Annotated in this window: 17 protein-coding genes and 2 pseudogenes; 8 read left to right on the forward strand and 11 right to left on the reverse strand. The window is 73.7% G+C overall.

What is annotated here, in order from left to right; all coding sequences use genetic code 11:
• Positions 1-97: pseudogene (locus ACIBEC_RS16375) on the forward strand (ABC transporter ATP-binding protein); the annotation flags it as partial.
• Between the two features lie 82 nt (positions 98-179).
• Positions 180-2,780 carry an ABC transporter permease gene (locus tag ACIBEC_RS16380; protein WP_360507103.1) on the forward strand — a complete coding sequence of 867 codons (2,601 nt, stop codon included), beginning with the start codon at positions 180-182 and terminating at the stop codon, positions 2,778-2,780.
• Between the two features lie 122 nt (positions 2,781-2,902).
• Here the strand turns inward: ACIBEC_RS16380 and ACIBEC_RS16385 are convergent, their stop codons facing one another.
• From ACIBEC_RS16385 to ACIBEC_RS16405, 5 genes are all read right to left on the reverse strand, one after another.
• Complete coding sequence (locus ACIBEC_RS16385) at positions 2,903-3,562, reverse strand: DUF4232 domain-containing protein (protein ID WP_360507100.1); 660 nt, start codon at positions 3,560-3,562, stop codon at positions 2,903-2,905.
• Between the two features lie 162 nt (positions 3,563-3,724).
• The gene (efeU, locus tag ACIBEC_RS16390; RefSeq protein ID WP_360507098.1) at positions 3,725-4,579 is read right to left on the reverse strand and encodes an iron uptake transporter permease EfeU; all 855 of its coding nucleotides are present in this window, start codon (positions 4,577-4,579) and stop codon (positions 3,725-3,727) included.
• 48 nt (positions 4,580-4,627) lie between these two features.
• Positions 4,628-5,944 (reverse strand): iron uptake transporter deferrochelatase/peroxidase subunit, encoded by a 1,317-nt coding sequence (efeB, locus tag ACIBEC_RS16395; protein WP_360507095.1) that lies wholly within the window; start codon positions 5,942-5,944, stop codon positions 4,628-4,630.
• Positions 5,945-6,151: 207 nt separating this feature from the next.
• Positions 6,152-7,300 carry an iron uptake system protein EfeO gene (gene efeO / locus ACIBEC_RS16400; RefSeq protein ID WP_360507093.1) on the reverse strand — a complete coding sequence of 383 codons (1,149 nt, stop codon included), beginning with the start codon at positions 7,298-7,300 and terminating at the stop codon, positions 6,152-6,154.
• A 129-nt stretch (positions 7,301-7,429) separates the two neighbouring features.
• A complete protein-coding gene (locus ACIBEC_RS16405; protein ID WP_360507090.1) occupies positions 7,430-8,254 on the reverse strand; it encodes an ATP-binding cassette domain-containing protein in 825 nt (274 codons plus the stop codon).
• Between the two features lie 255 nt (positions 8,255-8,509).
• Here ACIBEC_RS16405 and ACIBEC_RS16410 point away from each other — a divergent pair, with 255 nt between their 5' ends.
• Entirely contained in the window at positions 8,510-10,699 is a 2,190-nt protein-coding gene (locus tag ACIBEC_RS16410) for an AMP-binding protein (RefSeq protein ID WP_360507086.1), read from the forward strand.
• Positions 10,700-10,706: 7 nt separating this feature from the next.
• Here the strand turns inward: ACIBEC_RS16410 and ACIBEC_RS16415 are convergent, their stop codons facing one another.
• Positions 10,707-12,035 carry a hypothetical protein gene (locus ACIBEC_RS16415; RefSeq protein WP_360507083.1) on the reverse strand — a complete coding sequence of 443 codons (1,329 nt, stop codon included), beginning with the start codon at positions 12,033-12,035 and terminating at the stop codon, positions 10,707-10,709.
• Between the two features lie 211 nt (positions 12,036-12,246).
• Here ACIBEC_RS16415 and ACIBEC_RS16420 point away from each other — a divergent pair, with 211 nt between their 5' ends.
• Complete coding sequence (locus ACIBEC_RS16420; RefSeq protein ID WP_360507080.1) at positions 12,247-13,839, forward strand: M4 family metallopeptidase; 1,593 nt, start codon at positions 12,247-12,249, stop codon at positions 13,837-13,839.
• Between the two features lie 10 nt (positions 13,840-13,849).
• Here ACIBEC_RS16420 and ACIBEC_RS16425 read toward each other — a convergent pair whose 3' ends face one another.
• From ACIBEC_RS16425 to ACIBEC_RS16445, 5 genes are all read right to left on the reverse strand, one after another.
• On the reverse strand, positions 13,850-14,896 hold the full coding sequence (locus tag ACIBEC_RS16425; RefSeq protein WP_360507077.1) for a hypothetical protein: 1,047 nt from the start codon (positions 14,894-14,896) through the stop codon (positions 13,850-13,852).
• An 88-nt stretch (positions 14,897-14,984) separates the two neighbouring features.
• Positions 14,985-15,743: a rhomboid family intramembrane serine protease gene (locus ACIBEC_RS16430; RefSeq protein WP_360507075.1), complete on the reverse strand. Its 759-nt coding sequence runs from the start codon at positions 15,741-15,743 to the stop codon at positions 14,985-14,987.
• 153 nt (positions 15,744-15,896) lie between these two features.
• Positions 15,897-16,307 (reverse strand): hypothetical protein, encoded by a 411-nt coding sequence (locus ACIBEC_RS16435; protein ID WP_360507072.1) that lies wholly within the window; start codon positions 16,305-16,307, stop codon positions 15,897-15,899.
• 9 nt (positions 16,308-16,316) lie between these two features.
• Positions 16,317-17,234, reverse strand: a complete 918-nt coding sequence (locus ACIBEC_RS16440; RefSeq protein WP_360507070.1) for a glycerophosphodiester phosphodiesterase family protein — start codon at positions 17,232-17,234, stop codon at positions 16,317-16,319.
• A gap of 87 nt (positions 17,235-17,321) precedes the next feature.
• Positions 17,322-18,314 carry an ArsR family transcriptional regulator gene (locus ACIBEC_RS16445; RefSeq protein ID WP_360507068.1) on the reverse strand — a complete coding sequence of 331 codons (993 nt, stop codon included), beginning with the start codon at positions 18,312-18,314 and terminating at the stop codon, positions 17,322-17,324.
• 74 nt (positions 18,315-18,388) lie between these two features.
• Between ACIBEC_RS16445 and ACIBEC_RS16450 the strand changes: the two genes are divergently transcribed.
• From ACIBEC_RS16450 to ACIBEC_RS16465, 4 genes and pseudogenes are all read left to right on the forward strand, one after another.
• A complete protein-coding gene (locus ACIBEC_RS16450; protein ID WP_360507065.1) occupies positions 18,389-19,381 on the forward strand; it encodes an aldo/keto reductase in 993 nt (330 codons plus the stop codon).
• Positions 19,382-19,499: 118 nt separating this feature from the next.
• The gene (locus ACIBEC_RS16455) at positions 19,500-20,126 is read left to right on the forward strand and encodes a histidine phosphatase family protein (RefSeq protein ID WP_360507062.1); all 627 of its coding nucleotides are present in this window, start codon (positions 19,500-19,502) and stop codon (positions 20,124-20,126) included.
• A 65-nt stretch (positions 20,127-20,191) separates the two neighbouring features.
• Positions 20,192-20,773 carry a TetR/AcrR family transcriptional regulator gene (locus ACIBEC_RS16460; RefSeq protein ID WP_360507060.1) on the forward strand — a complete coding sequence of 194 codons (582 nt, stop codon included), beginning with the start codon at positions 20,192-20,194 and terminating at the stop codon, positions 20,771-20,773.
• 149 nt (positions 20,774-20,922) lie between these two features.
• Positions 20,923-21,939: pseudogene (locus tag ACIBEC_RS16465) on the forward strand (SDR family oxidoreductase); the annotation flags it as partial.
• Positions 21,940-22,045 lie beyond the last annotated feature (106 nt).

A 22,045-nucleotide genomic window follows, 5' to 3' on the forward strand; every position in this document is an offset into this window, starting at 1 on the left:
CGCCGACGGCCGCATCGTCGACGAACTCCACACCCCCACCGCCGACACCGTCCTGGACCGCATGCGCCGCTTCGACGCCAAGGGCCGCACCAGCTAGGGGCCACACCAGCTGACACCGCGACAGCCCGAAGCCCCGAAGCCACCCGTCCCAACGAGCACCCCAGGACTGACAACCCCTCATGTTCCGCACCGCATTGCGCAATGTGCTGGCCCACAAGGGCCGACTGCTGATGACGACACTCGCCGTCATGCTCGGCACCGCCTTCGTGGCCGGCACGCTCGTCTTCACCGACACGCTCGGCAGCGCGCTCAGGTCCCAGAACTCCAAGAGCTACACCGACATCGCCGTCACGGTCAGCGACCGGGAGGCGGTCGGCCGCGGCTACGACCACGGCAGCAAGGCCGGCACCGGCCCCACCCTCACCGAGGACACCCGCAAGGCCGTCGCCGCGCTGCCCGGCGTGGCCGAGGCCCGCGGCGTGATCAGCGGCTTCGCCGGCATCGCCGACAAGAAGGGCGCGCTGATCGGCAACGGCTTCTCCACCACCGGCACCAACTACGTGCCGGGCGCCGACGGCACCGACCCGCGCTACCCGCTGGTCGAGGGGCGCGGCCCGAAGGACGCCACCGAGATCGCACTGGACGCCAAGACCGCCGAGAAGGGCTCCTACAAGGTCGGCGACACGGTGCGGGTGGCCGTCAACGGCCCGGTGATGGAACTCAAGCTCACCGGCACCCTGCGCACCAACGACCCGCGCGTGACGGCCGGCGGCTCGCTGGCCGCCTTCGACAGCGCCACCGCCCAGCAGCTCTACCTGACCCCGGGCCGCTTCGGCGAGCTGGACGTCAAGGCCAAGCCGGGCACCGACGACGCCGCGCTGCTCACCGCCGTCAAGCAGGCCGTCCCGCACGGCGACACCATCGAGGCCAGGACCGGCCGCGAACTGGCCGACAAGCAGGACCGGATGATCCAGCAGGGCACCAAGGGCATGAGCACCGCCCTGCTGGTCTTCGCGGGCATCGCGCTCTTCGTCGGCATCTTCATCATCGCCAACACCTTCACCATGCTGGTCGCCCAGCGCACCAGGGAACTGGCCCTGCTGCGCGCCATCGGCGCCAGCCGCAAGCAGATCACCCGCTCCGTCAAGATCGAGGCGGGCCTGGTCGGCCTGACCGCCTCGGTGGCCGGTCTGGCCGTCGGCATCGGGATCGCCGCCGGACTCCGGGCACTGCTGAACGGCCCGCTGGAGGCCAACCTGCCGGACGGCCCGCTGGTGATCGCCCCGGGCACGGTCATCGCCGCGATCGCGGTCGGTGTCCTGGTCACCCTGCTCGCCGCGTGGCTGCCGGCCCGCCGGGCCTCCCGGATCGCGCCGGTGGCGGCGATGAGCTCGGCCGAGCAGCCCGCCACCCAGAAGAGCCTGGTGGTCCGCAACAGCATCGGCCTGGCCCTCGCCCTGGCCGGCGCGGCCGGCCTGGCGGCGGGTGCGGCGAACAAGGAGGTCAAGCTGGTCGGCGTCGGCGCGGGCACGCTGCTGATCGGCGTGTTCGTGCTGACCCCGCTGCTGTCCCGGCCGCTGATCGCGCTGTTCGCCCCGCTGCTGCGCGGGCTGTACGGCACCCCGGGCCGGCTGGCCAAGGAGAACGCGATCCGCAACCCGCGGCGCACCGCCGCCACCGCCTCGGCGCTGACCATCGGCGTCACCCTGATCACCGCGCTGACCGTGGTCGGCGCCTCGGTGAACAAGGCCGTCGACAGGGCGACCGCGAGCGACCTCAAGGCCGACTTCACGGTCACCATGCAGAACTACTCGATGCTCTCCCCCGAGGTCGCCACCCAGATCGCCAAGGCGCCCGGTGTCAGCGCGATGAGCGTGGACCGCACCGTCCCGGTGACGATCGGCGCGACCGGAGCGGCCGGCACCGCCGTCCCCGGGACCGCGGACGGCGCCGACACCGAGTGGCTGACGAGCGTGGACGCCGCCGGCATCGACCAGCTGGCGACCATCAAGGTCAAGGAGGGCGACGCGGACGCCCTCAGGCAGGGCAAGCTGCTGGTGAGCGCCGGCTCCTCCGGGAACAGCCGCTACAAGGTCGGCGACACCCTCGCCGTCACCTACCCGGACGGCACCAAGGCCTCGCTGACCGTCGGCGCCGTGCAGGAGCCCAACAGCGCCCTGGCCGGGATCGTCGCCCCCGACGCCGTGGTCGGGCCGCACGCCGCGCCCGGCACCGGTCCGAACAAGGTCCTGGTCAAGGGCGCCGACGGCCCGACCGCGAAGCTGAAGCAGGCGCTGCGCGACGCCACCGGCGGCAACCCGCTGATCGCCGTCAAGGGCGAGAAGGACATCAAGGCGGAGAACCGCCAGATCGTCACCGACATCCTGAACATGATGTACGGGCTGCTCGGGATGTCCGTGGTCATCGCGGTGCTCGGTGTGGTCAACACCATGGCGATGTCCGTGTTCGAGCGCCGCCGGGAGATCGGCATGCTGCGGGCGATCGGCCTGGACCGGCTCGGCATCCGCCGGATGGTCCGGCTGGAGTCGCTGCTGATCGCTCTGTTCGGCGGACTGGTCGGCGTCGTCCTCGGCATCGTGGTCGCCTGGGCGGGCCTGCGCACCCTCGCGGACACGTTCAAGGGCCTGACCACCGAGGTCCCGCCGGTGCAGATCCTCTGCTTCCTGCTGGCGGCCGCCGTGGTCGGCCTGCTGGCCGCGCTCTGGCCGGCCCACAAGGCCGCGAAGCTGGACATCCTGGACGCCATCAAGAGCGAATAGCCCGGGCGGCGCACCGACAGGAGCCCCCCGGGGCGGTCCGAACGGACCACCCCGGGGGGCTCCTTCGCGTCGTCACGTGATCACATGGTCGCCGCATCGCGTCACGGCGTCACGTGACCGCGTCACGGCCCGGCGAACACCACGCCCTGGTTGGAGGGTTGCAGCGAGCCGGTGGTGAGCCCGGCCGCGGAGACCAGCAGTTGGACGACCGGCTTGCCGTCCAGGCCGATCACCTCGGTGGTCAGCGGCTTGGTCTCGTCCGGCGGGGTGAGCTGCAGACCGGCGACCACGTGGCAGGTCGGGTCGGCCTTGTCGCAGGAGTTCCACTTGAGGCCCGCGAAGGCGCTCGTCTTCGGCTTCAGGGTGGCCGCGGTCGGCGGTCCGGGGTGCGCCTCCCGCTTGACCGCGATCGTGTCCGCGCTGTTGTCGGGCCGCAGGCCGCCGTATCCCGGGTAGCCGAACAGGGTGCAGCTCCGGCTGCCCTTGTTGGTGAGGATCAGCATCGCCGAACCGGCGTCCTGGAGCTGGACGGTGGCTTCGAGTTCGTCGGCCTTGCACCGCGCGCCGGCCGACTGGGTCACCATCGGCCCGGCCGGTGTCGCCCCGGGGACGGTCACCTTGCCGGCGCTCGTCGGCGCGGCGGGCGTCGTCGCGGTGACGGTCACCGTCGGCGCCGGCTGCGCCCCCGTCCCGGCGTCGTCGTTGCACGCGGTCAGCAGCACGGCGGCGGCGAGCGCCGTCACACCGGCGGCCGCGAGCCTGGCAGGCCTACGAACGGTCATGTTCCCCCCACGGGTACGCGATCGGCACTTCCACCCCCAGCACGCCGCCCACGACCGAACCGGTTCCGGCTGTGACGGACTCATGACGAAACCGCCCCGCCCGGCGGGTGCCGGGCGGGGCGGTGAGGTGTGGTGGGGTGCGGTGGGGTGCGACCTGCCTGGTCAGGCGGCCGGCTTGGCGGTGGCGGGCTTGGCGGGCTTGCTCTTGCTGCCGCTGCCGCCGCCGAGGACGTTGAAGAAGACGGCCAGCGTCGGGATCAGGTAGAGGAGCCAGACGACCAGTTGCAGCACCGTCGGGTCGGGCTGGAAGTTGAACACGCCCTTCAGCAGGGTGCCGTACCAGCTGTCCTTGGGGATGGTGCTGGAGATGTCGAAGGCCGTGCTGTGCAGGCCGGGCAGCCAGCCGGCCTCCTGCAGGTCGTGCACGCCGTACGCGAGGACGCCGGCCGCGACCACGACCAGCATCGCGCCGGTCCAGGTGAAGAACCTGGCCAGGTTGATCTTCAGCGCGCCGCGGTAGAACAGCCAGCCGAGCACCACCGAGGTGAGCAGGCCGAGCGCGGCGCCGATCAGCGGGTTCCAGCCGTCGCCGGTGGCCTGCACGGCCGACCAGATGAACAGCGCGGTCTCCAGGCCCTCACGGCCGACGGCCAGGAAGGAGGTGACGACCAGGGCCGTGGTGCCCATCGCGATCGCCGCGTCCAGCTTGCCGTGCAGCTCGGTCTTCAGGTGCCGCGCGGTGCGCCGCATCCAGAACACCATCCAGGTCACCAGGCCGACCGAGATGATCGACAGCGAGCCGCCGAGCGCCTCCTGGGCCTCGAAGGTGAGCTGCGAGGAGCCGAACTGCAGCACCGCGCCGAAGGCCATCGAGAGCACCACGGCGGCGGAGACGCCGAGCCAGACCGGGGGCAGCTTGTCCCGGCGGTCGGTCTTGACCAGGTAGGCGATCAGGATGCAGACGACGAGGCTGGCTTCGAGGCCTTCGCGCAGGCCGATCAGGTAGTTGCCGAACACGCGGGCTCCTGGGGTGTCGAGGTGGTACTGGGGAACGCGGTCGGGGTGTCAGCCGAACAGGGCCTGGCCCCACCACTCCCCCGGCTTGCGCACGCCCGCCGGGCAGGCGAAGTGGGCGGAGCCGACGTGCTGGATGTACTCGTTGAGCTTGTCGCTCGCCGCCAGGCGGGTCTGCAGCGGCACGAAGGCCTTGCGGGTGTCGCGCTGGTAGGCGAGGAAGAACAGGCCGGCGTCCAGGCGGCCGAGGCCGTCGGTGCCGTCGGTGAAGGAGAAGCCGCGGCGCAGGATCATCAGGCCGTTGTTGGCGTCCGGGTGGGCGAGCGCGACGTGGGAGTCGGCGGGCATCGCCTTGAGGTCGGGTGCGTCGTGCTCCTTGGCCTTGCCGTACGGGGCGCCCTCGCCCTTGGTGCGGCCGAAGACGTCCTCCTGCTCCTTGAGCGAGGTGCGGTCCCAGGTCTCGATGTGCATCCGGATCCGCCGGGCGACCAGGTAGGAGCCGCCGGTCATCCACTCGGGGCCGTCGCCGGGGGCGGCCCAGACGTGGTCGGCGAGCTTCGCGGTGTCGGTGCCCGCGATGTTGTGGGTGCCGTCCTTGAAGCCCATCAGGTTGCGCGGGGTCTGCGCGTCCGGGGTGGTGGAGGAGGTCTTGCCGAAGCCGAGCTGGGACCAGCGGATGTTGACGGTGCCCATGCCGATGCGGGCCAGGTTGCGGATCGCGTGCACGGCGACCTGCGGGTCGTCGGCGCAGGCCTGGACGCAGATGTCACCGCCGCTGCGGGTGGGGTCGAGCTTGTCGCCCTTGAAGCTCGGCAGGTCGATCAGGCCCTCGGGGCGCTTGGCCTGCAGGCCGAAGCGGTCCACGCCGTCCTTCTCGAACAGGCTCGGGCCGAAGCCGATGGTGAGGGTGAGCCTGGAGGCGGGCAGGCCGAGGGCCTCGCCGGTGTCGTCCGGGGGCGCCTCGGGCAGGCCGGTGGCGGCGCCGGTGCCGACCTCGCGGCCGCCGGTCATGGCGGCGGCCGCCTTGGTCCACTCCTTGAGCAGCTTGACCAGGGACTCCCGGGTGGCCTTCTCGGAGATGTCGAAGGCGGCGAAGTGCAGCCGGTCCTGGACCGGGGTGGCGATGCCGGACTGGTGCTCGCCGTAGAACGGCACCTCGGCGCCGGCCGGGGCGGCGGCCACCGGGGCGGGGTCGTCCTGACGGGTGGCCGCGGCGACCGAGCCGACGGCGGCGGCACCGAGCGCGACGCCCGCGCCGGCCCAGCCGATGACGGCGCGCCGGCTGACCGCGCCCTTGGTCGCGGTGGCGTCGGTGGTGGCGTCGGTGGTGGCCGGCGTCCCGTTCTGCTGCTCGTTCTCGGCGTCCATCGGCGGGCGGGCCCTTCTCGGTACTGATCTGCTCGGCGTGCTGTGCGGTGCTGAACTGCTGTGGGGCGCTGAACTGCGCTGCGTTGAACGGCTGTGCGCTGAACTGCTGTGTGCTGAACTGCTGTGCGCGGACTCACGGATACCGCGGCGGCCGGTCGGGCCGCCACGGCGTCGGTGGGGTGGGTGCTTCCGGTGGCGGGTCGCCGGTTACTTGACGACCACGGCGGCGGCCAGCTTCGACAGCGGCTCGCCCAGCGAGTTGACCGCGTCGGAGAAGGTCTTGCGCTCGGCCTCGGTGACCTTGTCGTAGGAGGTGAAGGTGCCGTCGGCCTGCTTGTACTTGGCGAGCAGGGCGTTGATGGCGGCGAACTCGGAGTCCAGGGTCTTGGCCAGCTCCGGGTCCTTCTCGGAGGCGACCGGCTTCAGCAGCTCGTAGGCCTTCTGCGCGCCCTCGACGTTGGCCTGGAAGTCGGCCAGGTCGGTGTGGCTGTAGCGGTCCTCCTCGCCGGTGATCTTGTTGGTGGCGACCTCGTCCAGCAGTTCCTTGGCGCCGTTGGCCATGCTGGTCGCGGTGATCTCGGCCGCGGGGATCTTCTTCTGCCAGTCCTTGAGGTCGTTGACGAGCTGGTCGGCGAGCTTCTTCTCGTCGTCGCCGATCTTGGCGTCGGCCCAGAGCGACTTCTCCAGCTTGTGCCAGCCGGTCCACTGCTGGCCGGCCTCGACCTTGTCCTCGCGGGTGTCGGTCTTGGGGTCGACGTCGCCGAAGCTCTCGGCGACCGGCTCGGTGCGCTCCCAGCCGGTGCGCGAGGCCGCGTACAGCGACTTGGCCTTCTCCGGGTCGCCGGCCTTGATGGCGGCGGCGAAGGCCTCGACGGCCGGGATGGTGGCGTCGGCCTGCTCCTGGGCGTACGTGCGGTAGGCGTCGACGGCGGCGGCCAGGCGCGGGTCGGCGGGCGCGGCGCTGCCGCTGTCACCGGTCACGGTGATCTTCTGGCGGATGCCGTCGCCGACCATGCCGGGCTTGCAGGCGACCTCGTACGAGCCGGCCTTGATCTCGGCGTTGATGCTGGCCTTGGTGCCCGGGCCGATGTTCTCGCGCTCGGTGATGATCTTATCGCCGTCGCCGTAGACGTAGACCTCGGTGGTCTTGGAACCCTTGTTGCTGATGTCCAGGACGACGTGGCCGGCCGGGAAGGTGGTCTTGGAGACCTCGCAGGCGCTGTCGCTCGCGTTCACCTTGACCGCGTCGGAGGAGCCCGCCTTGTCGTCGTTCTTGGACGAGCAGCCGGCCAGGGTTGCGGTCGCCACGGCGAGGGAGAGCAACGCTGCTGCGGTGGAACGGCGACGGGCGGACATGCGGGCTCCAACGGAAAAGGGCATGGGAGTGCCAAGGCAGTGCGGTGGTCGGCGGGGCGGGCCCCGTCGTTAGCTAAGGCATACCTTACGTAAGGATGTCCGAACGTCTACACCCACCCCCCTGAACCGTTACCTTCCCGGTGTGCGGCGCGCGGCGGCCCGGGCGGTCCACCGGCCCTCGTGGCGGCTGATCCGGATCGGGTGGCCGAAGGTCGCGCTGATCAGCTCGGTCGTCATCACCTCGTCCACCGGCCCGGCGGCCACGCACTCGCCTCCGCGCAGCAGCAGGGCGTGGGTGGTGCTCTCCGGCAGCTCCTCCAGGTGGTGGGTGACCAGCACGCTGGCCAGGTCCGGGTGCTGGTGGCGCAGCAGGTCCAGGCTGTCGAGCAGCAGTTCGCGGGCGGTGAGGTCCAGCCCGGTGGCGGGTTCGTCGAGCAGCAGCAGGCGGGGGCTGGGCATCAGGGCGCGGGCGATCAGGGCCCGGCCGCGCTCGCCCTGGGAGAGGGTGGTCCACGGGGCTTCGGCCATCGCGCGCATGCCGAGCGTCTCGATCAGCCGCTCGGCCCGCTCGAGCACCTCCGGAGCCGGCTTGCGGTGCGGCTCGGGCTCGATGGTGTTGGTGTGCCCGGTCAGCACCACCTCGCGGACGGTCAGCGGCGAGCGCAGCGGGTGGCGCGGGTTGACGTGCCCGAGGTGGGCGCGCAGCTCGCGGATGTCGACCCGGCCGAGCCGGCGGCCGAGCACGTCGACCTCGCCGCGGGTGGGGTGGGAGACCGCGCCGAGCAGGGCGAGCAGGGTGGACTTGCCCGCCCCGTTGGGGCCGAGCAGCGCCCAGTGCTCGCCGGGGCGGATCTCCAGGCTGATCCCGCGCAGCAGGTGGCGGCCGTCGCGCACGACGTCCACCTCCCGGGTGCGCAGCAGCGGGCCGTCGAACGAGGGGGTGGGGGAACTCACGGTGGGGGGACTCCGATCGCGGCGCCGGGCAGGGTGCGGGCGGGGCGCCGCACCGGACGGTCCGGCGCCGTCCGTCCGCGTGCAGAGTACAACTGTCGGCCGGGGCGGGGTCGGTCCGTCCGACGGGTGGACGTGCCAGAACTCTGTTGCCCGAAGGGAGTTGGGAGGAGGATCGTGCCTTCGAGGGGACGTCTCGAAGGCACGCGGGGACCAGGGACGCGGGGACGCGGGACGCGGGGACGAGGGGGACGCGGGATGGGCGTGGATACCGGGCGGGCCGACACCCTGCACGGGCTGGTCGAGGAGCAGGCCCGCCGGGCGCCGGCCGCGGTGGCCGTGCGCTGCGGCGAGCGCGAACTGACGTACGGGCAGCTCGACGAGCGGGCGGACCGGCTGGCCGCCCTGCTGGCCGAGCGCGGACTGGCCCCGGGCGGCCGGGCGGCGGTCGCGCTGGGCCGGGGCACCGAGGTGTACGTGGCGCTGCTGGCCGTAATGAAGGCCGGCGCCGCGTACGTGCCGCTGGAGCCGAGCGCGCCCGACGCACTGCTGCGGCACGTCCTCACCGACGCCGCGCCGGACCTGGTCGTGACGGAGGAGGCGCACCGGGTCCGGCTGGCGGACGCGGGCGGCGCGCAACTGGTCTGCGTGGACTCGGCGGCGCGCCCGAAGGCGCCGTTCGCGCCGCCCCTGGTCGCGCCGGAGGACCTCGCCTGCGTCTTCTACACCTCCGGCTCCACCGGCCTGCCCCTGGGGACGCCAGTCGAGCACCGCAACCTGCTGGCCGCCCACGAGGGGTGGCGCACGGTGTACGGGCTGACCGCCGAGGACCGGATCCTGCAGACGGCGAGCCTGGAGTTCGACGTCTTCACCGCCGACTGGGTCCGCGCGCTCTGCACCGGCGCCACCCTGGTCGTCGCCCCGTACAACCTCACCCTGGACCGCACCGCCGACCTCGTCCTGCTGCCCGAGCTGGTGGCCGCCGAGCGGATCACCGTACTGGAGCTGAACGTCCGCACCGCGCGCCGACTGGCCGCCCTGCTGACGCAGCGCAGCGGCGCCCGGACCGGCGGCACCGGGACCGGCGGCACCCCGGCCGAGGGCGCGCTGCCCGGGGTGCGGCTGCTCACCGTGGGCGCCGAGAAGTGGTACCTGGACGAGCAGTTGGGCCTGCAGCGCCTGCTCGGCCAGGGGACCAGGGTGCTGAACGTCTACGGGCTGGCCGAGGCCACCGTGGACAGCACGTACTTCGACGCGCAGGGCACGGCCGTCGCCGACGGTGCCGAGCGGGTCTCGCTGGTCGGCCGCCCCTTCCCCGGCACCCGGGTGTACGTGCTGGGCCCGGACGGCACCCCGGTGCCGCAGGGGCGGCTCGGCGAGATCGCCGTCGCCGGCAGCGGCCTGACCCGCGGCTACCTCAACCGCCCGGTGGACACCGTCCGCCGCTTCGTGCGGGCGGACTTCGACCCGGACGGGCGGGTGCTGCTGACCGGCGACCTCGGGGTGCTGCGGGCGGACGGTGTGCTGGAGTTCACCGCCCGGGCCGCGACCGTGGTCGGGCCGCTCGGCGCGCAGCGGGCGACCACGGTGCTGGAGCGGGTCCGGGCGGCGGCCCGGGCCGAGGCGGCGCTGCGCGGGCACCCGGCGGTCCGGGAGGCGACCGTCGTCGAGGTGGAGCCCGCGCCGGGGCAGCGGCTGCTGGTCGGCTACGCGGTGACCGCGCCGGGAGTGGACGGCAGGGACGGCTGGTCGCTCTCGCAGTACCTGCGCAGGGAACTCGACGGCCGGTCGGCGCCCGCCGCCGTCGTCCCGCTGTCCGAGCTGCCGCGCACCCGGGCGGGCAAGCTGGACCGCGCCGCCCTGCCGCTGCCGGCCGTGCCGGCGTACACCGCCGCCCGCTCGGGCCCGGCCGGGTCCCACACGGCGGGGGCCCACCCGGCCGGGTCGCGGAAGGCCGGGTCCCGCCCGACCGGCTCCCGGAAGGGCGGCGGCAAGGCCGGGGGCGGGGGCGGCTCGGGGAGCGACTCGGGCTGCTCCGCCGTGGCGCTGACGGTGTTCGGGGCGCTCTTCGCCTGGGTCACCACCAACATCTTCTACCCGGGCTCCACGGACCTCTCGGCGGTGCCCTCCGACTACCACCTCGGGTTCGAGCTGCTCTACCTGTGCGAGAACCTGTCCTTCGGCGCCGGGATGGCCTTCCTGTTCCTCGGCCTCCCGGCGGTGCTGCGACAGGGCCGCTCGGTGCGGCTGTCCGTGCTCACCCACCTGTCGGTGTTCTGGCTGCTCGCCTCCTGGTGGCCGCAGGACAACCTCTACCGGCTCACCGCCGCCACGGACTGGCCGCGCGAGACCACGATGATCTTCGTCTTCAACGTCCCGCTGATGCTGGCGGCGGCCGTCGTGGTGACCTTCCTGCTGACCAAACCACGTACTCCCGCCAAGAACTGACGATACGTCATCGAAGCGCCTCGAACATCCCGGCCAGCCCGTCGTTCGCGGCGGCGACCAGCGCCTCGGCCGCGTCCAGCGCCTCGGCGTCCCGCCCGGCGAGGGCGAGGCCGACGACGGGCTCCGGGTCGTGGCAGGCGGTCGGGATCAGCGGCAGCAGGGTGACGCCGAGCCGGGCGCAGCGGGGCCGCAGCCGCTCCAGGTGGTCGTGCAGCGCCGCCGGGGCCAGCCGGGCGCCGAGCGGCATCCCGTCGAGGGTGCGGACCAGGTGGCCCGGACCGCGCACCCCGTCGAGGCGGGCGCGCAGCACGAAGGCGGCGGCCGGGCCGGTGAGCCGCAGGTTGATCTCGGTGGGGGCGAGCCGGCGCTGCCGGTCGGTGACGAAGTCGACGTCGTACCAGCCTCGGTAGCCCTCGGCTGCCAGCCGCTCCCCCACCGCCAGGGCGAACCGGCGGGCCGTCCCGGCGGCGTCGCGCGGCACCGTGCCGGGGCCGACGGTCACGCCCTGATACTGGGTGCCGGCCACGTCCATGACGCCCGTGCCGACCGGGTGGACGGTGCCGTCCGGGCCGACCAGCGCGTCGTAGGTGAGATCGCGCAGCCGGGCGGCCGGGCCCGGATCCACGTACTCCTCCAGCAGCAACTCGCCCTCGGGCGGCAGGATCTCGGCCCGGACCAGCCGCCGCAGCAGCGCCCCGCCGCCGCCCGCGGCGAACAGGTCGGCGGGCTCGACCACGACGGTGCCGTAGCCGCCGACGCCGTACGGGCTCTTCAGGACGGTGGTCAGACCCCGGACGGCGCGGACGGTCAGCCGGCGGGCGGCCCGGCGCCGGCCCGCCGGGCGCTCCTGGTCCGGCAGGCGGATCCCGGGGTGCCCGGGGGCGAGAGCGGCGAACAGGTCGTGCGCGGCGGCCTTGGACTCGTAGCGTCGGACGGCGGCCAGCTCGGGCCCTTCGCCCTGCGCGGCGGTCCGGCCCCAACGCACCACCGGGCGGCCGGAGTCGGCGATCCGCGCGGCCAGGGCGGGGCGGGCGGCGAGCGCCTCGGCGACCGTGCGGTCCGGCGCGACGCCACTGTGCACCTCGACCGGGCCCCAGGCCAACTCCCGGGCCAGCCAGTCGGTCCACTCCGGGGCGACCTCGGCGGGCAGTACCAGCAGCGCCGGTTCGGGGCTGTAGCAGACGGCCAGGCAGGCGTAGTGGTGCGCCTGCCGCAGCCGGCGCAGGCGCTGCGCCGCGTCCATGCCGGGGGCGAAGAACTGCGCGTTGAAGTCCGCGACGTCGCCCACGTGGACCGCCGCCCGCCCGCCGGTCCAGGCCCCCACCCATCCGTCCATGGACGCAGAGCCTAGAGCTTTCACGGGCCGAGCCACAGGTAGTCGATCGTCACGACCGCACGGTGGAGGGCTTGTTAATTTCTGATCACTTTTGACTATCCAAGGACACAACTTGGCAAAGTTATGACCTTTCCCCTAGCTGGACCTGACTGATCGCCGTCAATCTCTGACCCAGCTCCTTTCCCTGCAGCTAACCCCCACTGGAGTCAGAGTGACCCCCACGTCCTCCTTCCGCCGTGCCCGCGTGGCCGGAGCCGTCGCGATCGTCGCCGCCCTCGCCGGCGCGACCATCCCCGCCGCCACGGCCTCCGCCGCGCCCAACCCGCGCGAGGCCGCGATATCCCAGGCCCGCGTCAACGTGGCCCACAACGCCTCGGTGTTCGGCTTCGGCGCCGGCCAGGACCTCGTGCTCAAGGACGTCGTGCTCGACGCCGACGGCACCTCGCACGTCCGCTTCGACCGCACCTACCAGGGCCTGCCCGTGGTCGGCGGCGACCTGGTCGTCCACCAGGACGCCAAGGGCAAGCTCAAGGACACCTCCCGCGCGGCCGCCCACGACGCCGCCGTGAAGTCGACCGTCCCCAAGGTGCCCGCCCAGTCCGGCGCCGCCGACGCACTCTCCGCCGCCCCCGGCGTCCAGGACGCCGTCAGCACACCCGAACTGGTCGTCTGGGCCGCCGACGGCACGCCCCGCCTCGCCTGGCGCACCACCGTCGAGGGCACCGGCGAGCACGGCCAGCCGGCCGGCAGGGTCGTCGTCACCGACGCCACCACCGGCGAGCAGATCGAGGCCTACGACGCCGAGCACCAGGCCTCCGGCACCGGCAACTCCGAGTACACCGGCACGGTCACCATCGACACCACCCCGGTCAGCGGGGGCTACACCCTGACCGACCCGGTCCGCGGCACCGTCACCAAGGACGCCCACAACCTCGCCGCGAGCTCGATCAAGGCCTCCTCGGGCACCGCGTTCACCAGCGCCACCAACATCTGGGGCGACGGGAAGAAGTTCTCCACCGACCGCTCCACCGCGGCCGTCGACGCCCACGCCAACACCGCCTGGACGTACGACTACTACAAGAACACCTTCGGCCGGAACGGCATCAAGAACGACGGCAAGGGCGCCACCGTCTTCGTCCACGTCGGCACCAACTGGGACAACGCCCAGTGGTCCGACACCTGCTTCTGCATGATGACCGGCGACGGCGACGGCAGCCACGACCCCGAGCAGGTCGACCTCGACACCATGGGCCACGAGATGACCCACGGCGTCACCAGCGCCACCGCCAACCTGCGCTACAGCGGCGAGTCCGGCGGCCTCAACGAGTCCACCAGCGACATCTTCGGCACGATGGTGGAGTGGTACGCCAACAACAAGGTCGACACCCCCGACTACCTGTTCAGCGACCAGTCCACCCCGCCGTGGCTGCGCCGCTTCGACAAGCCCTCGCTGGACGGCCGCTCGGCCGACTGCTGGAGCAGCTCGGTCGGCAAGCTCGACGTGCACAACTCCTCGGGCGTCGGCAACCACTGGTTCTACCTGGCCAGCGAGGGCAGCGGCAGCAAGACCATCAACGGCTACACCTACAACAGCCCCACCTGCAACGGCTCCACGGTGACCGGCATCGGCAACCAGAAGGTCGCCAAGATCTGGTACCGCGCACTGACCGTCTACATGACCTCCACCACCAACTACAAGGGCGCCCGCGCCGCCTCGCTCAGCGCGGCCAAGGACCTCTACGGCGCGACCAGCACCGAGTACAAGGCCGTCGCGGCGGCGTGGAGCGGCGTCAACGTCAACTAGATTGTCAGGTCTAGTGGTTGAACCCCACGTGGCAGTGGTCGTGGTGGGTGTCGTCGGTGAAGAACCGATTGCCGGCACCCGGGATCGCCACCGGGCCACCCACGTTGTACGAACCGGCGGCGGCCGCGTCCCGCATGAAGGACTCGATCAGCTGCCGGGGCGTGGCCGGGTCCACCACGGCCATGCCGTCGATCCGCCAGACGTCGAAAGCCCGGCCCAGCGGATGGTCGCTGGGCCGGGTCGTCCCGAAGACGTCCAACGGATGGCCGGTCCGCACCACGCTCACCGACAGCGTGTACGGGCCGGCCATCCGCAGCATCGCCTCCGGCACGCTGTCGTGGACGGTGCCGCTGCGCAGGTCCGCCGCCGCCTCCGGCGGCAGCTCGATCCTCGGCTCGGCCAGCACCCGGGCCACCGCCGACGGCAATGCGTCGGCCGCCGGGCCCGCCACCCCCGGATGCAGCTCGGTCACCGTCCAGCGCGGCGCGGCCCGGCTCAGCCGCACGTCCACCGTCGTGCCGCCCCCGACCACCGAACCGTCCGGGCCCCGGGTCCACTGACGGCACACCACCAGCACACTCGCCGAATCGGCGAGGATCCCGCCGTACTGGGCGACGATCACCTCCAGGCTCGCCTCCGACGCCGCCGGCGCCAGCGGCCCCGCCTGGTCGGCCAGCGCGGGCGGCAAACCCAGCGCCGCCACCCTGGCCCGGGCCGCCTCCACCCCCTGCCCGCCGGGCGGCCAGGCACCGAGCGCCGCCACCAGCTCGACGGCCCGGCGCTTCACGTCCGGCTGGATCTCGGACGGGCCGGGCTGCCAGAGCGGCGGCTGGGGCAGCGGCGTGGGCGTCGGGGTGGGCGTGGGCGTCGGGGTGGGCGTGGGTGTCACGGTCGGTGTTCCCGGCGTCATCGTGCTCGAACTCGGCCCCGCCGCCTGCGGCTTGCCCCCGCTCGTACACCCCGCCACACCCAGCACCACCGCCGCCGCGCCCGCCCGCAGCACTCCGCGCCGGACCGTGCCCCGGCCGGCGTCTCCGCCCGTCATACGGTCAGTCATGCCGTCAGTATGCGACCCGGGGCGCCGCGACCGGCGGAGGCGTCAGCCCAGCCGGCCCCGGCCTCGGCGTCGGCCTCGGGAACGGCTGTCACACGGCGGCGGGCTGCGGGAGTCGGGTCCTCGCGCCGACAGCGAGGACCAGGCCGAGCAGACAGCCCGCCACCAGGCCGGCGCCGTGGTTGTTCCGCATCGCGCACAGGAACAGTCCCGCCGCGGGAATGAGCAGCACCGGCCAGTTGGCCCTGAGCCCGGGGCCCCGGAGGTCCCCGCGCAGCAGGCAGGTGACGGCGAGGGCCCCCAGCAGACCGCAGACGGCCACCGAGTCGCCGCCGCCGCGCGGCGACCAGCCGGACAGGCTCACCACGTGGGCGAGGACGCCGCTGACGAGGAAGACCGCCGCCGTCCGCCACCAGCCGAGCACCGACTCGGCGACGGCGCCGATCACGAGCAGGGCCGGCAGGTTGATCGCGATCTGCATCAGGCCGGAGGACTGCACCAGCAGCGCGGTGCCGGCCCGCCACCACTGCCCGTCGGACAGCGCATCCGGCTGCCGCATCAGATCGTCGATCACGGACGGCACCGCGTACTGGACCACGGCCATCACCGCCATGACGGCGAACAGCGCGGCGGTGACCCAGGGGCGACGTGCGAGGGCGGCGCGGACGACGGCGAGCACGTCGCCCGGCCCGCCGGCCTGCGCCGTGGTCGCGTCGGTGGACGCACCCGTGGATGCGCCCTTGGACGCGCCCGTCAAGCCCGCTGGGGATCCCGCCAGCACCAACGTCCGCAGCCCCGCGCCGATCACCACGGCAGCGCTCGCGTACAACCCGATCTCGTGCGGCGTCATCGCCGAACCCCCGTTGTCGAACAAGACCCGGGCGGTTCTGCCCGGTCACCCGGCCATCATCTCGACCGGGCCGGTTCCGGCGCCAGCTCGGACGATCATGGATCGGGCATGACAGCTGTCACAGCCGGAACCGGCAGCCGTCCGCGACCTGACCTACGGACGCGCCGGGGGCCGCAGGGCGTAGCCGTCCGCGGTCCGCTCGATCCAGGACGGCTCGCCGAGCTTCGCCCTCAGGACGGCCATCGGGTACCTCAGCTCCCGGGGGTGGAACGGTGCGTTGTAGACCTCCCACATGATCACGCGCGACTCGTGCACGCCCTCGCCCAGGGCGATCAGGCCGCGCAGCAGCTTGGTGTCGGCACGGGTGAGCTGCGCCGCGCGGCCGTCCACGGTGGCGATCCGGGTGTCCAGGTCGAGGATGAGGCGGCCGTCGAAGGCGGTCAGCGAGCCCTGCGGTTGCCGCGCCGGGTTCTGCCGGTCGCGGAGCAGGTCCGACAGGCTCCCGCCGTCGGCCGGGGCGCTGCCCTCCGGGCGGGCACTGCCCTCCGCATTCTCGCCGTCCACGCCGGCAGCCTAATCGGCGGCGCCCGAGGCCGACCAAGCAGCGTTCCAACCGGCCAGCTCGGCCGGGCGGTTGGTGATGATGCCGTCCACCCCGGCGTCCGCGAGGGCCTTCCAGCGGGCGGGCCGGTCGACCGTCCAGACGTTGACGGCGACCCCCGCGGCGTGCAGGTCCGTGACCACGCCGGGGCGGGCGGAGAGCGCGTCGTCCGAGGGGTTGTAGGCGGCCAGGCCGAGGTCGTGCGCGGTGGCGACCGGGTCGGCGTCCAGGGTGGCGCGGAGCAGGCCCAGCGGCAGTTCGGGGGCCAGCTCGCGGGTGTAGCGGAGGGCGTCCACCTCGAAGCTCTGGACGAGGACGCGGTCGGCCATGCCGTGGTCGCGCACCTCCTGCACGATCCGGGCGACTTCGTCGCGGGTGTGCGGCCCCTTGATCTCCAGCAGCAGCTTGCCGCCCCGGGTGTGCAGGTCCTCCAGCTGGGCGGCGAGGGTCGGCAGGCGGGTGCCCGTGTACGCCGGGGCGAACCAGGAGCCGGCGTCCAGCGTGTCGAGCTGGGCGGCGGTCAGGTCGCGGACGCGGCCGGTGCCGTCGGTGGTGCGGTCCACGGTGTCGTCGTGCAGCACGTACGGGACGCCGTCCTTGCTGGGCTGGACGTCGTCCTCGATCCACTCGGCGCCGGCCCGGCGGGCGACCTCGTCGGACACCAGGGTGTTCTCGGGCGCGGCGGAGGAGGCGCCGCGGTGGGCGTACACGGTCGGCGGCGCACCGGCCGGGCGCAGCCGGGCGTCGGACGCCGGGGCGGCCGACCGCGGTGCGGACTGCGGGGCAGGTGCCCCGGTGAGCGCGACGGCGCCGCAGGCGGCCCCGAGCAGCGTGGTGACGAGGACGGTCCGACGGCGGTGGCGGTGCCGGGGGTGCCGAATGGGTGTCATGCTCCCGCACGCTACGGGCGTCCGGCGGATCCGGCCCGACGACACCGGAATCCGGGGTGACATTACGGTAGGCGGAGGAACGGATGATCACCCCTGCGCCAGTGGCGCGAGCAGCGCCTCCGCCGAGGCCGTCCGCGCGTACAGCACCGACCGTCCGGCCCGGTGGGCACTGACCAGGCTGGCGTCCCGCAGGGCCGTCAGGTACTGGGACACGGCCGACGGCGACAGCCCGGTGCGCCGGGCGAGTTCGGTCGTGGACGCCGGGGCCGCCAGCTCCGTCAGCAGCCGGGTGCGGGAGCGGCCGAGGACGGCGGCCAGCGCCTCGGTGCCGGCCGCCGGGGCGGACGCCCACAGGGCGCCGATCCCGCGCGCCGGGTAGGCGAGTTGCAGCGGGTCCGGCGGGGCGAGCCGGGTGTAGAGCGCCGGGCCGGTGAACGCGGACGGGACCAGCAGCAGCCCGGCCCCGGCCGTCCGGCCCGACAGTGGGCGGGAGCGGTGGCGCAGCCGCAGGGTGTCCTCCGTCCAGCGGAGTTCGGTGTGCAGGTCGTTCAGGACCCGGGCCGCGCCGTGCTCGGCGGCCTGCCGGGCCCGGTGCAGCACGTCGGCGTCCAGGACAGCCCGGATCCGCGCCCAGTACGGGGCGAGCGCGAGCTCCCAGTACGCCTCGACCGCCTCGGTGAGCCGGCCCAGCCCGCCCGCCGGGTCGCCGTACAGGGCGCGCAGCCGGGGGCCGAGCCGGCCCCGGCCGTCCCGCAGCCGGTCGAGGTCGCGGCGCAGCCGCTCGGCCGGGGTGGCCCGGATCGCGGCCAGTTCCTCCGCCAGGGTGGGGGCGGGCCCGGCGGGGGCCGGGTTGACGAAGTCCGGCACGTACCCGGTGGGCGGGACGAGTTCGGCGAGCAGCGCGTACGCCGGGCCGAGCGCCGCCAGCCGGGGGCGCACCTGCTCCGCCCAGGGCCGGTGGACCGGGTGGGCGAGCCCCGAGCGCAGCAGCCGCAGGCTCGGGCCGACCTCCCACATCGGGGAGACCGCGAAGCGCATCCGCGCCAGGTCGCCCGCCGTGAACAGCAGCTCGGCCGCCAAGCGCCCACCCCCGCGGATTCAGACATGTTCGAATCTTTGGCGGTCAGGCTAGTGCATTGGCGATCATGACAGGCATGACCTCGGAGACCACCGTGAACACCACCGTGAACACCGCCCTGAGCACCGCCCTGAACACCCCCGTGTCCGCCGCCGCCTCCGGCACCTGGACCCTCGGCGACCGCGCCGTCCACCGCATCGGCTTCGGCACGATGCGCCTGCCGCAGACCGGCCCCGCACTGGTGCCGCACGCCGTGCCGCGCGACCGCGAGCAGGCCCTGCGGGTGCTGCGTCGCGCGGTCGAACTCGGCGTCAACCACATCGACACCGCCGCCTTCTACTTCTCCTCGCTGCGCTCCGCCAACGAGCTGATCAACCGGGCGCTCGCGCCGTACGGCGACGACCTGGTGATCGCCACCAAGGTCGGCCCGGCCCGCGGCCTCGACGGCCAGTGGGCGGAACACGCCCGCACCCCCGAGCGGCTGCGCGCCCAGGTCGAACAGAACCTGCGCGAACTCGGCCGCGACCACCTCGACCTGGTCAACCTGCGGATCCTCGGCACCGACTCCGTCGCCGAACGCTTCGGCGCGCTGGCCGAGTTGCGCCAGGCCGGGCTGATCCGCCACCTCGGCCTGTCCAACGTCCACCCGCACCAGCTCGCCGAGGCGCAGACCATCGCGCCCGTGTCCTGCGTGCAGAACCCGTACGGCATCGGCGCCTCGCTCGCGCAGGACGAACTGCTGCGCCTCTGCGGCGAGCAGGGCATCGCCTTCGTCCCCTTCTACGCCATCGCCGGCGCGGGCCGGGAGGGCGGCGCGGGGGCGGCCGAGCCCGCCCAGGTACGGGCGGTGGCCGAGGCGCACGGGGTGAGCACAGCGCAGGTGCGCCTGGCCTGGACGCTGCACCGCGGCCCGCACGTCCTGGCCATCCCGGGCACCGGCGACGAGGCGCACCTGGAGGACAACATCGCCGCCGGGGCGCTGCGACTGTCGGCGGAGGATCTCGCCCTGCTGGACGAGGCCCACACCGACGCCCACCCGGACGCCCACACGGACGCCCACACCGGCTGAGCCGGAACCGGGCGGGGCCCGGTTCGCGTCGCTCCGGGACGACCCGACGTTGATCCCTGTCGACTTGACGCTCAGCCCTGTCGACCGGACGTCGATCCCTGTTGAGGAGTCCCGGAGCATGACCGACACCACCGCCACCCGCTACCTCTACCTGGCCCGTCACGGCGAGGCCACGCCCGACGAGAGCGGGCTCACCGATGCCGGGCGCCGGCAGGCCGTCCTGCTGGGCCGGCGGCTGGCGGGCCGGCCGGTCTCGGCGGTGCACCACGGCCCGCTGCCCCGGGCCGCGCAGACCGCGCGGCTGGTCGCGGAGCAGCTGGACGGCGTGACGCCGGTGGTGTGCGAGGAGGCCGGCGACTTCGTCCCGTACGTTCCGGAGCGGGCGGAACTGCCCGAGGACAGCGCCGATTTCCTGCTGGAGTTCCTCTCGCACGCCACCCCTGAGGAGTGCGAGCGCGGTGCGGCGCTGGCGCCACGGGCGGTCGAGCGGTTCACCGGGCCGGCGGCGGGCGGCGAGGAGCGGCACGAGCTGGTCGTCACCCACGCCTTCCTGGTCGGCTGGCTGGTCCGGCACGCCCTGGACGCCCCGGCCTGGCGCTGGCTCGGCCTCAACGCCGCCAACGCGGCGCTGACCGTACTGCGGTTCACCCCCGGCCGCCCGTCCGCCGTCCTGCTGCTGAACGACCAGGGCCACCTGCCCGAGGAGCTGCGCTGGACCGGCTTCCCGCCCGCACTGCGCTGCTGACAGCGCCCCTGAGGTCTCGTCAACCCGCCGTCGACAGAATATGCAGACCGGTCTACTATCGCCGCATGGGAGTCAAGGGCGAGGAGACCCGGGCCCGGCTGATCGCCGGCACCAGGGACCTGATCGAGGCACAGGGCTACTTCGGCACCGGCCTCAACCGGATCGTGGCCGCCACCAGCGCGCCGCGCGGCTCCCTCTACTTCCACTTCCCCGGCGGCAAGGACCAGTTGGTGGCGGCCGCGCTCACCGAGGCCGGCCAGGAGGTCGAGGCGCTGCTCACCGCACTCGCCACCGAGGGCGCCGACACCGCCACCCTCGCCGAACGGCTCGTCGAGGCCTTCGCCGAACGCCTCGCACAGTCCGACTACACCAGCGGCTGCCCGATCGCGACCGTCGCCCTGGAGACGGCGGGCACCAACGAGCCGCTGCGGACCGTCTGCGCCGAGGTGTACGCGCGGTGGCAGCAGGTCCTGACCGGCCGACTGGAGGCCGAAGGCTACGGCCCGACCGAGGCCGAGACCGCCGCCGGCCAGACGCTCGCCCTCCTGGAGGGAGCGGTCCTGCTCGCCTCCGTCCGGCGCAGCCGCGAACCGCTGGACCACGCCCGGCACGCCGTCCGGCAGCTGCTCGGCAACCGCCACACGTAGGCGAGGGCGCGCCGCCGTTCGTGCGGCGCCTCCGCACGCCGTCGCATCCTCGCGCGTCCCCGCACGTCCAAAAAATATGCAGACCGGTCTACTGAATACCTGAACCCTGGAGCGCCCCATGACGTCCGCCCCGCACGCTCGTCCTCGGCGCCACCGGCTTCCTCGGCCGCTGGCTGGTCCTCGAACTCCTCGCCCGCGGCGAACCCGTGGCCGCCGCCGTCCGCGACACCGGCCGCGCCGCCGCCCTCCGCCGCTGGCTGCGCGCACAGCGGGCCGACGACTCGGCGCTCACCACCGTCACCGCCGACCTCACCCGCCCCGGCCTCGGCCTCTCCCCCGAGGACGACGCCCGGCTCGCCGACATCCGCGACGTCCACAACCTCGCCGCCCGCTACGACTTCGGCCTCACCCGCGCCCAGGCCGAACCCGCCAACGTCCACGGCGCCCTGCACGCGCTGCGGTGGTCCGCCACCCGCCCCCGGCTGCGCCGTCTGGTCCACCTCTCCGGCTACCGCGTCGGCCGCGACCCCGCCCCCCGGTACCCGCTCCCGGAGCGCGCCACCGCCGCGCTCTACACCCGCCTCGGCGCGTACGAGGCCTCCAAGCAGCTCGGCGACGCCGCCGTCCGCGTCACCGCGCCCCACCTCGGCGTACCGCTCACCACCGTCAACCCGAGCAGCGTCATCGGCCACTCCCGGACCGGCGAAGCCGGCCAGTACCTCGGCCTGGCCCAGCTGGTCCGCGAACTCCACCGCGGCCGCCTCCCCCTGCTGCCCGGCACCCGACGCACCTTCCTGCCCGTCGTCACCGTGGACCACCTGGCGCGCTTCCTGGTCGCCGTCCCCGACCACGACCGCGTCCCCGTCCAGGCCCACACCGTCCTCGACGCCACAACCCCCTTCCTCCCCGACCTGATCACCCTGCTCGCCACCCACCTCGGCGTCCGCCCACCCCGCGCCCTGATCCCCGTCCCCCTCGTCCGCCGCCTCCCCCGCACCCTCACCGGCGCCGACCCGGAAACCCTCACCTTCCTCTCCGAGGACCGGTACGACACCACCTCCGCCGACCACCTCACCACCGCAGCGGGCCTCGCCCACCCACCCCTCGCCCCCGCCCTGACCACCTGGGCGACCCGCCTCGTCGAGGAGGACTTCGGCGCACGGTAAAGCGGCACGGGAAGTCGGACAAGCCGACTTCCCGCGCAGGCCGCCACCGCAGGCCCCGGCCGGTCGTAGGTCCGTCAGTCGAAACGGGGACCGTACGCCTGAAGGA

Origin of the sequence: Kitasatospora sp. NPDC051164, from assembly GCF_044455625.1 — a bacterium.
Classification (GTDB): Bacteria; Actinomycetota; Actinomycetes; order Streptomycetales; family Streptomycetaceae; genus Kitasatospora.

What these genes read in the sequence shown, in the direction of transcription:
- ACIBEC_RS16380 (WP_360507103.1), top strand. Translation starts at nt 180, where the DNA reads ATGTTCCGCACCGCATTGCGCAATGTGCTGGCCCACAAGGGCCGACTG.
- ACIBEC_RS16385 (WP_360507100.1), bottom strand. Translation starts at nt 3,562, where the DNA reads ATGACCGTTCGTAGGCCTGCCAGGCTCGCGGCCGCCGGTGTGACGGCG.
- efeB (WP_360507095.1), bottom strand. Translation starts at nt 5,944, where the DNA reads ATGGACGCCGAGAACGAGCAGCAGAACGGGACGCCGGCCACCACCGAC.
- efeO (WP_360507093.1), bottom strand. Translation starts at nt 7,300, where the DNA reads ATGTCCGCCCGTCGCCGTTCCACCGCAGCAGCGTTGCTCTCCCTCGCC.
- ACIBEC_RS16410 (WP_360507086.1), top strand. Translation starts at nt 8,510, where the DNA reads ATGGGCGTGGATACCGGGCGGGCCGACACCCTGCACGGGCTGGTCGAG.
- ACIBEC_RS16415 (WP_360507083.1), bottom strand. Translation starts at nt 12,035, where the DNA reads ATGGACGGATGGGTGGGGGCCTGGACCGGCGGGCGGGCGGCGGTCCAC.
- ACIBEC_RS16425 (WP_360507077.1), bottom strand. Translation starts at nt 14,896, where the DNA reads ATGACTGACCGTATGACGGGCGGAGACGCCGGCCGGGGCACGGTCCGG.
- ACIBEC_RS16430 (WP_360507075.1), bottom strand. Translation starts at nt 15,743, where the DNA reads ATGACGCCGCACGAGATCGGGTTGTACGCGAGCGCTGCCGTGGTGATC.
- ACIBEC_RS16440 (WP_360507070.1), bottom strand. Translation starts at nt 17,234, where the DNA reads ATGACACCCATTCGGCACCCCCGGCACCGCCACCGCCGTCGGACCGTC.
- ACIBEC_RS16450 (WP_360507065.1), top strand. Translation starts at nt 18,389, where the DNA reads ATGACCTCGGAGACCACCGTGAACACCACCGTGAACACCGCCCTGAGC.
- ACIBEC_RS16455 (WP_360507062.1), top strand. Translation starts at nt 19,500, where the DNA reads ATGACCGACACCACCGCCACCCGCTACCTCTACCTGGCCCGTCACGGC.
- ACIBEC_RS16460 (WP_360507060.1), top strand. Translation starts at nt 20,192, where the DNA reads ATGGGAGTCAAGGGCGAGGAGACCCGGGCCCGGCTGATCGCCGGCACC.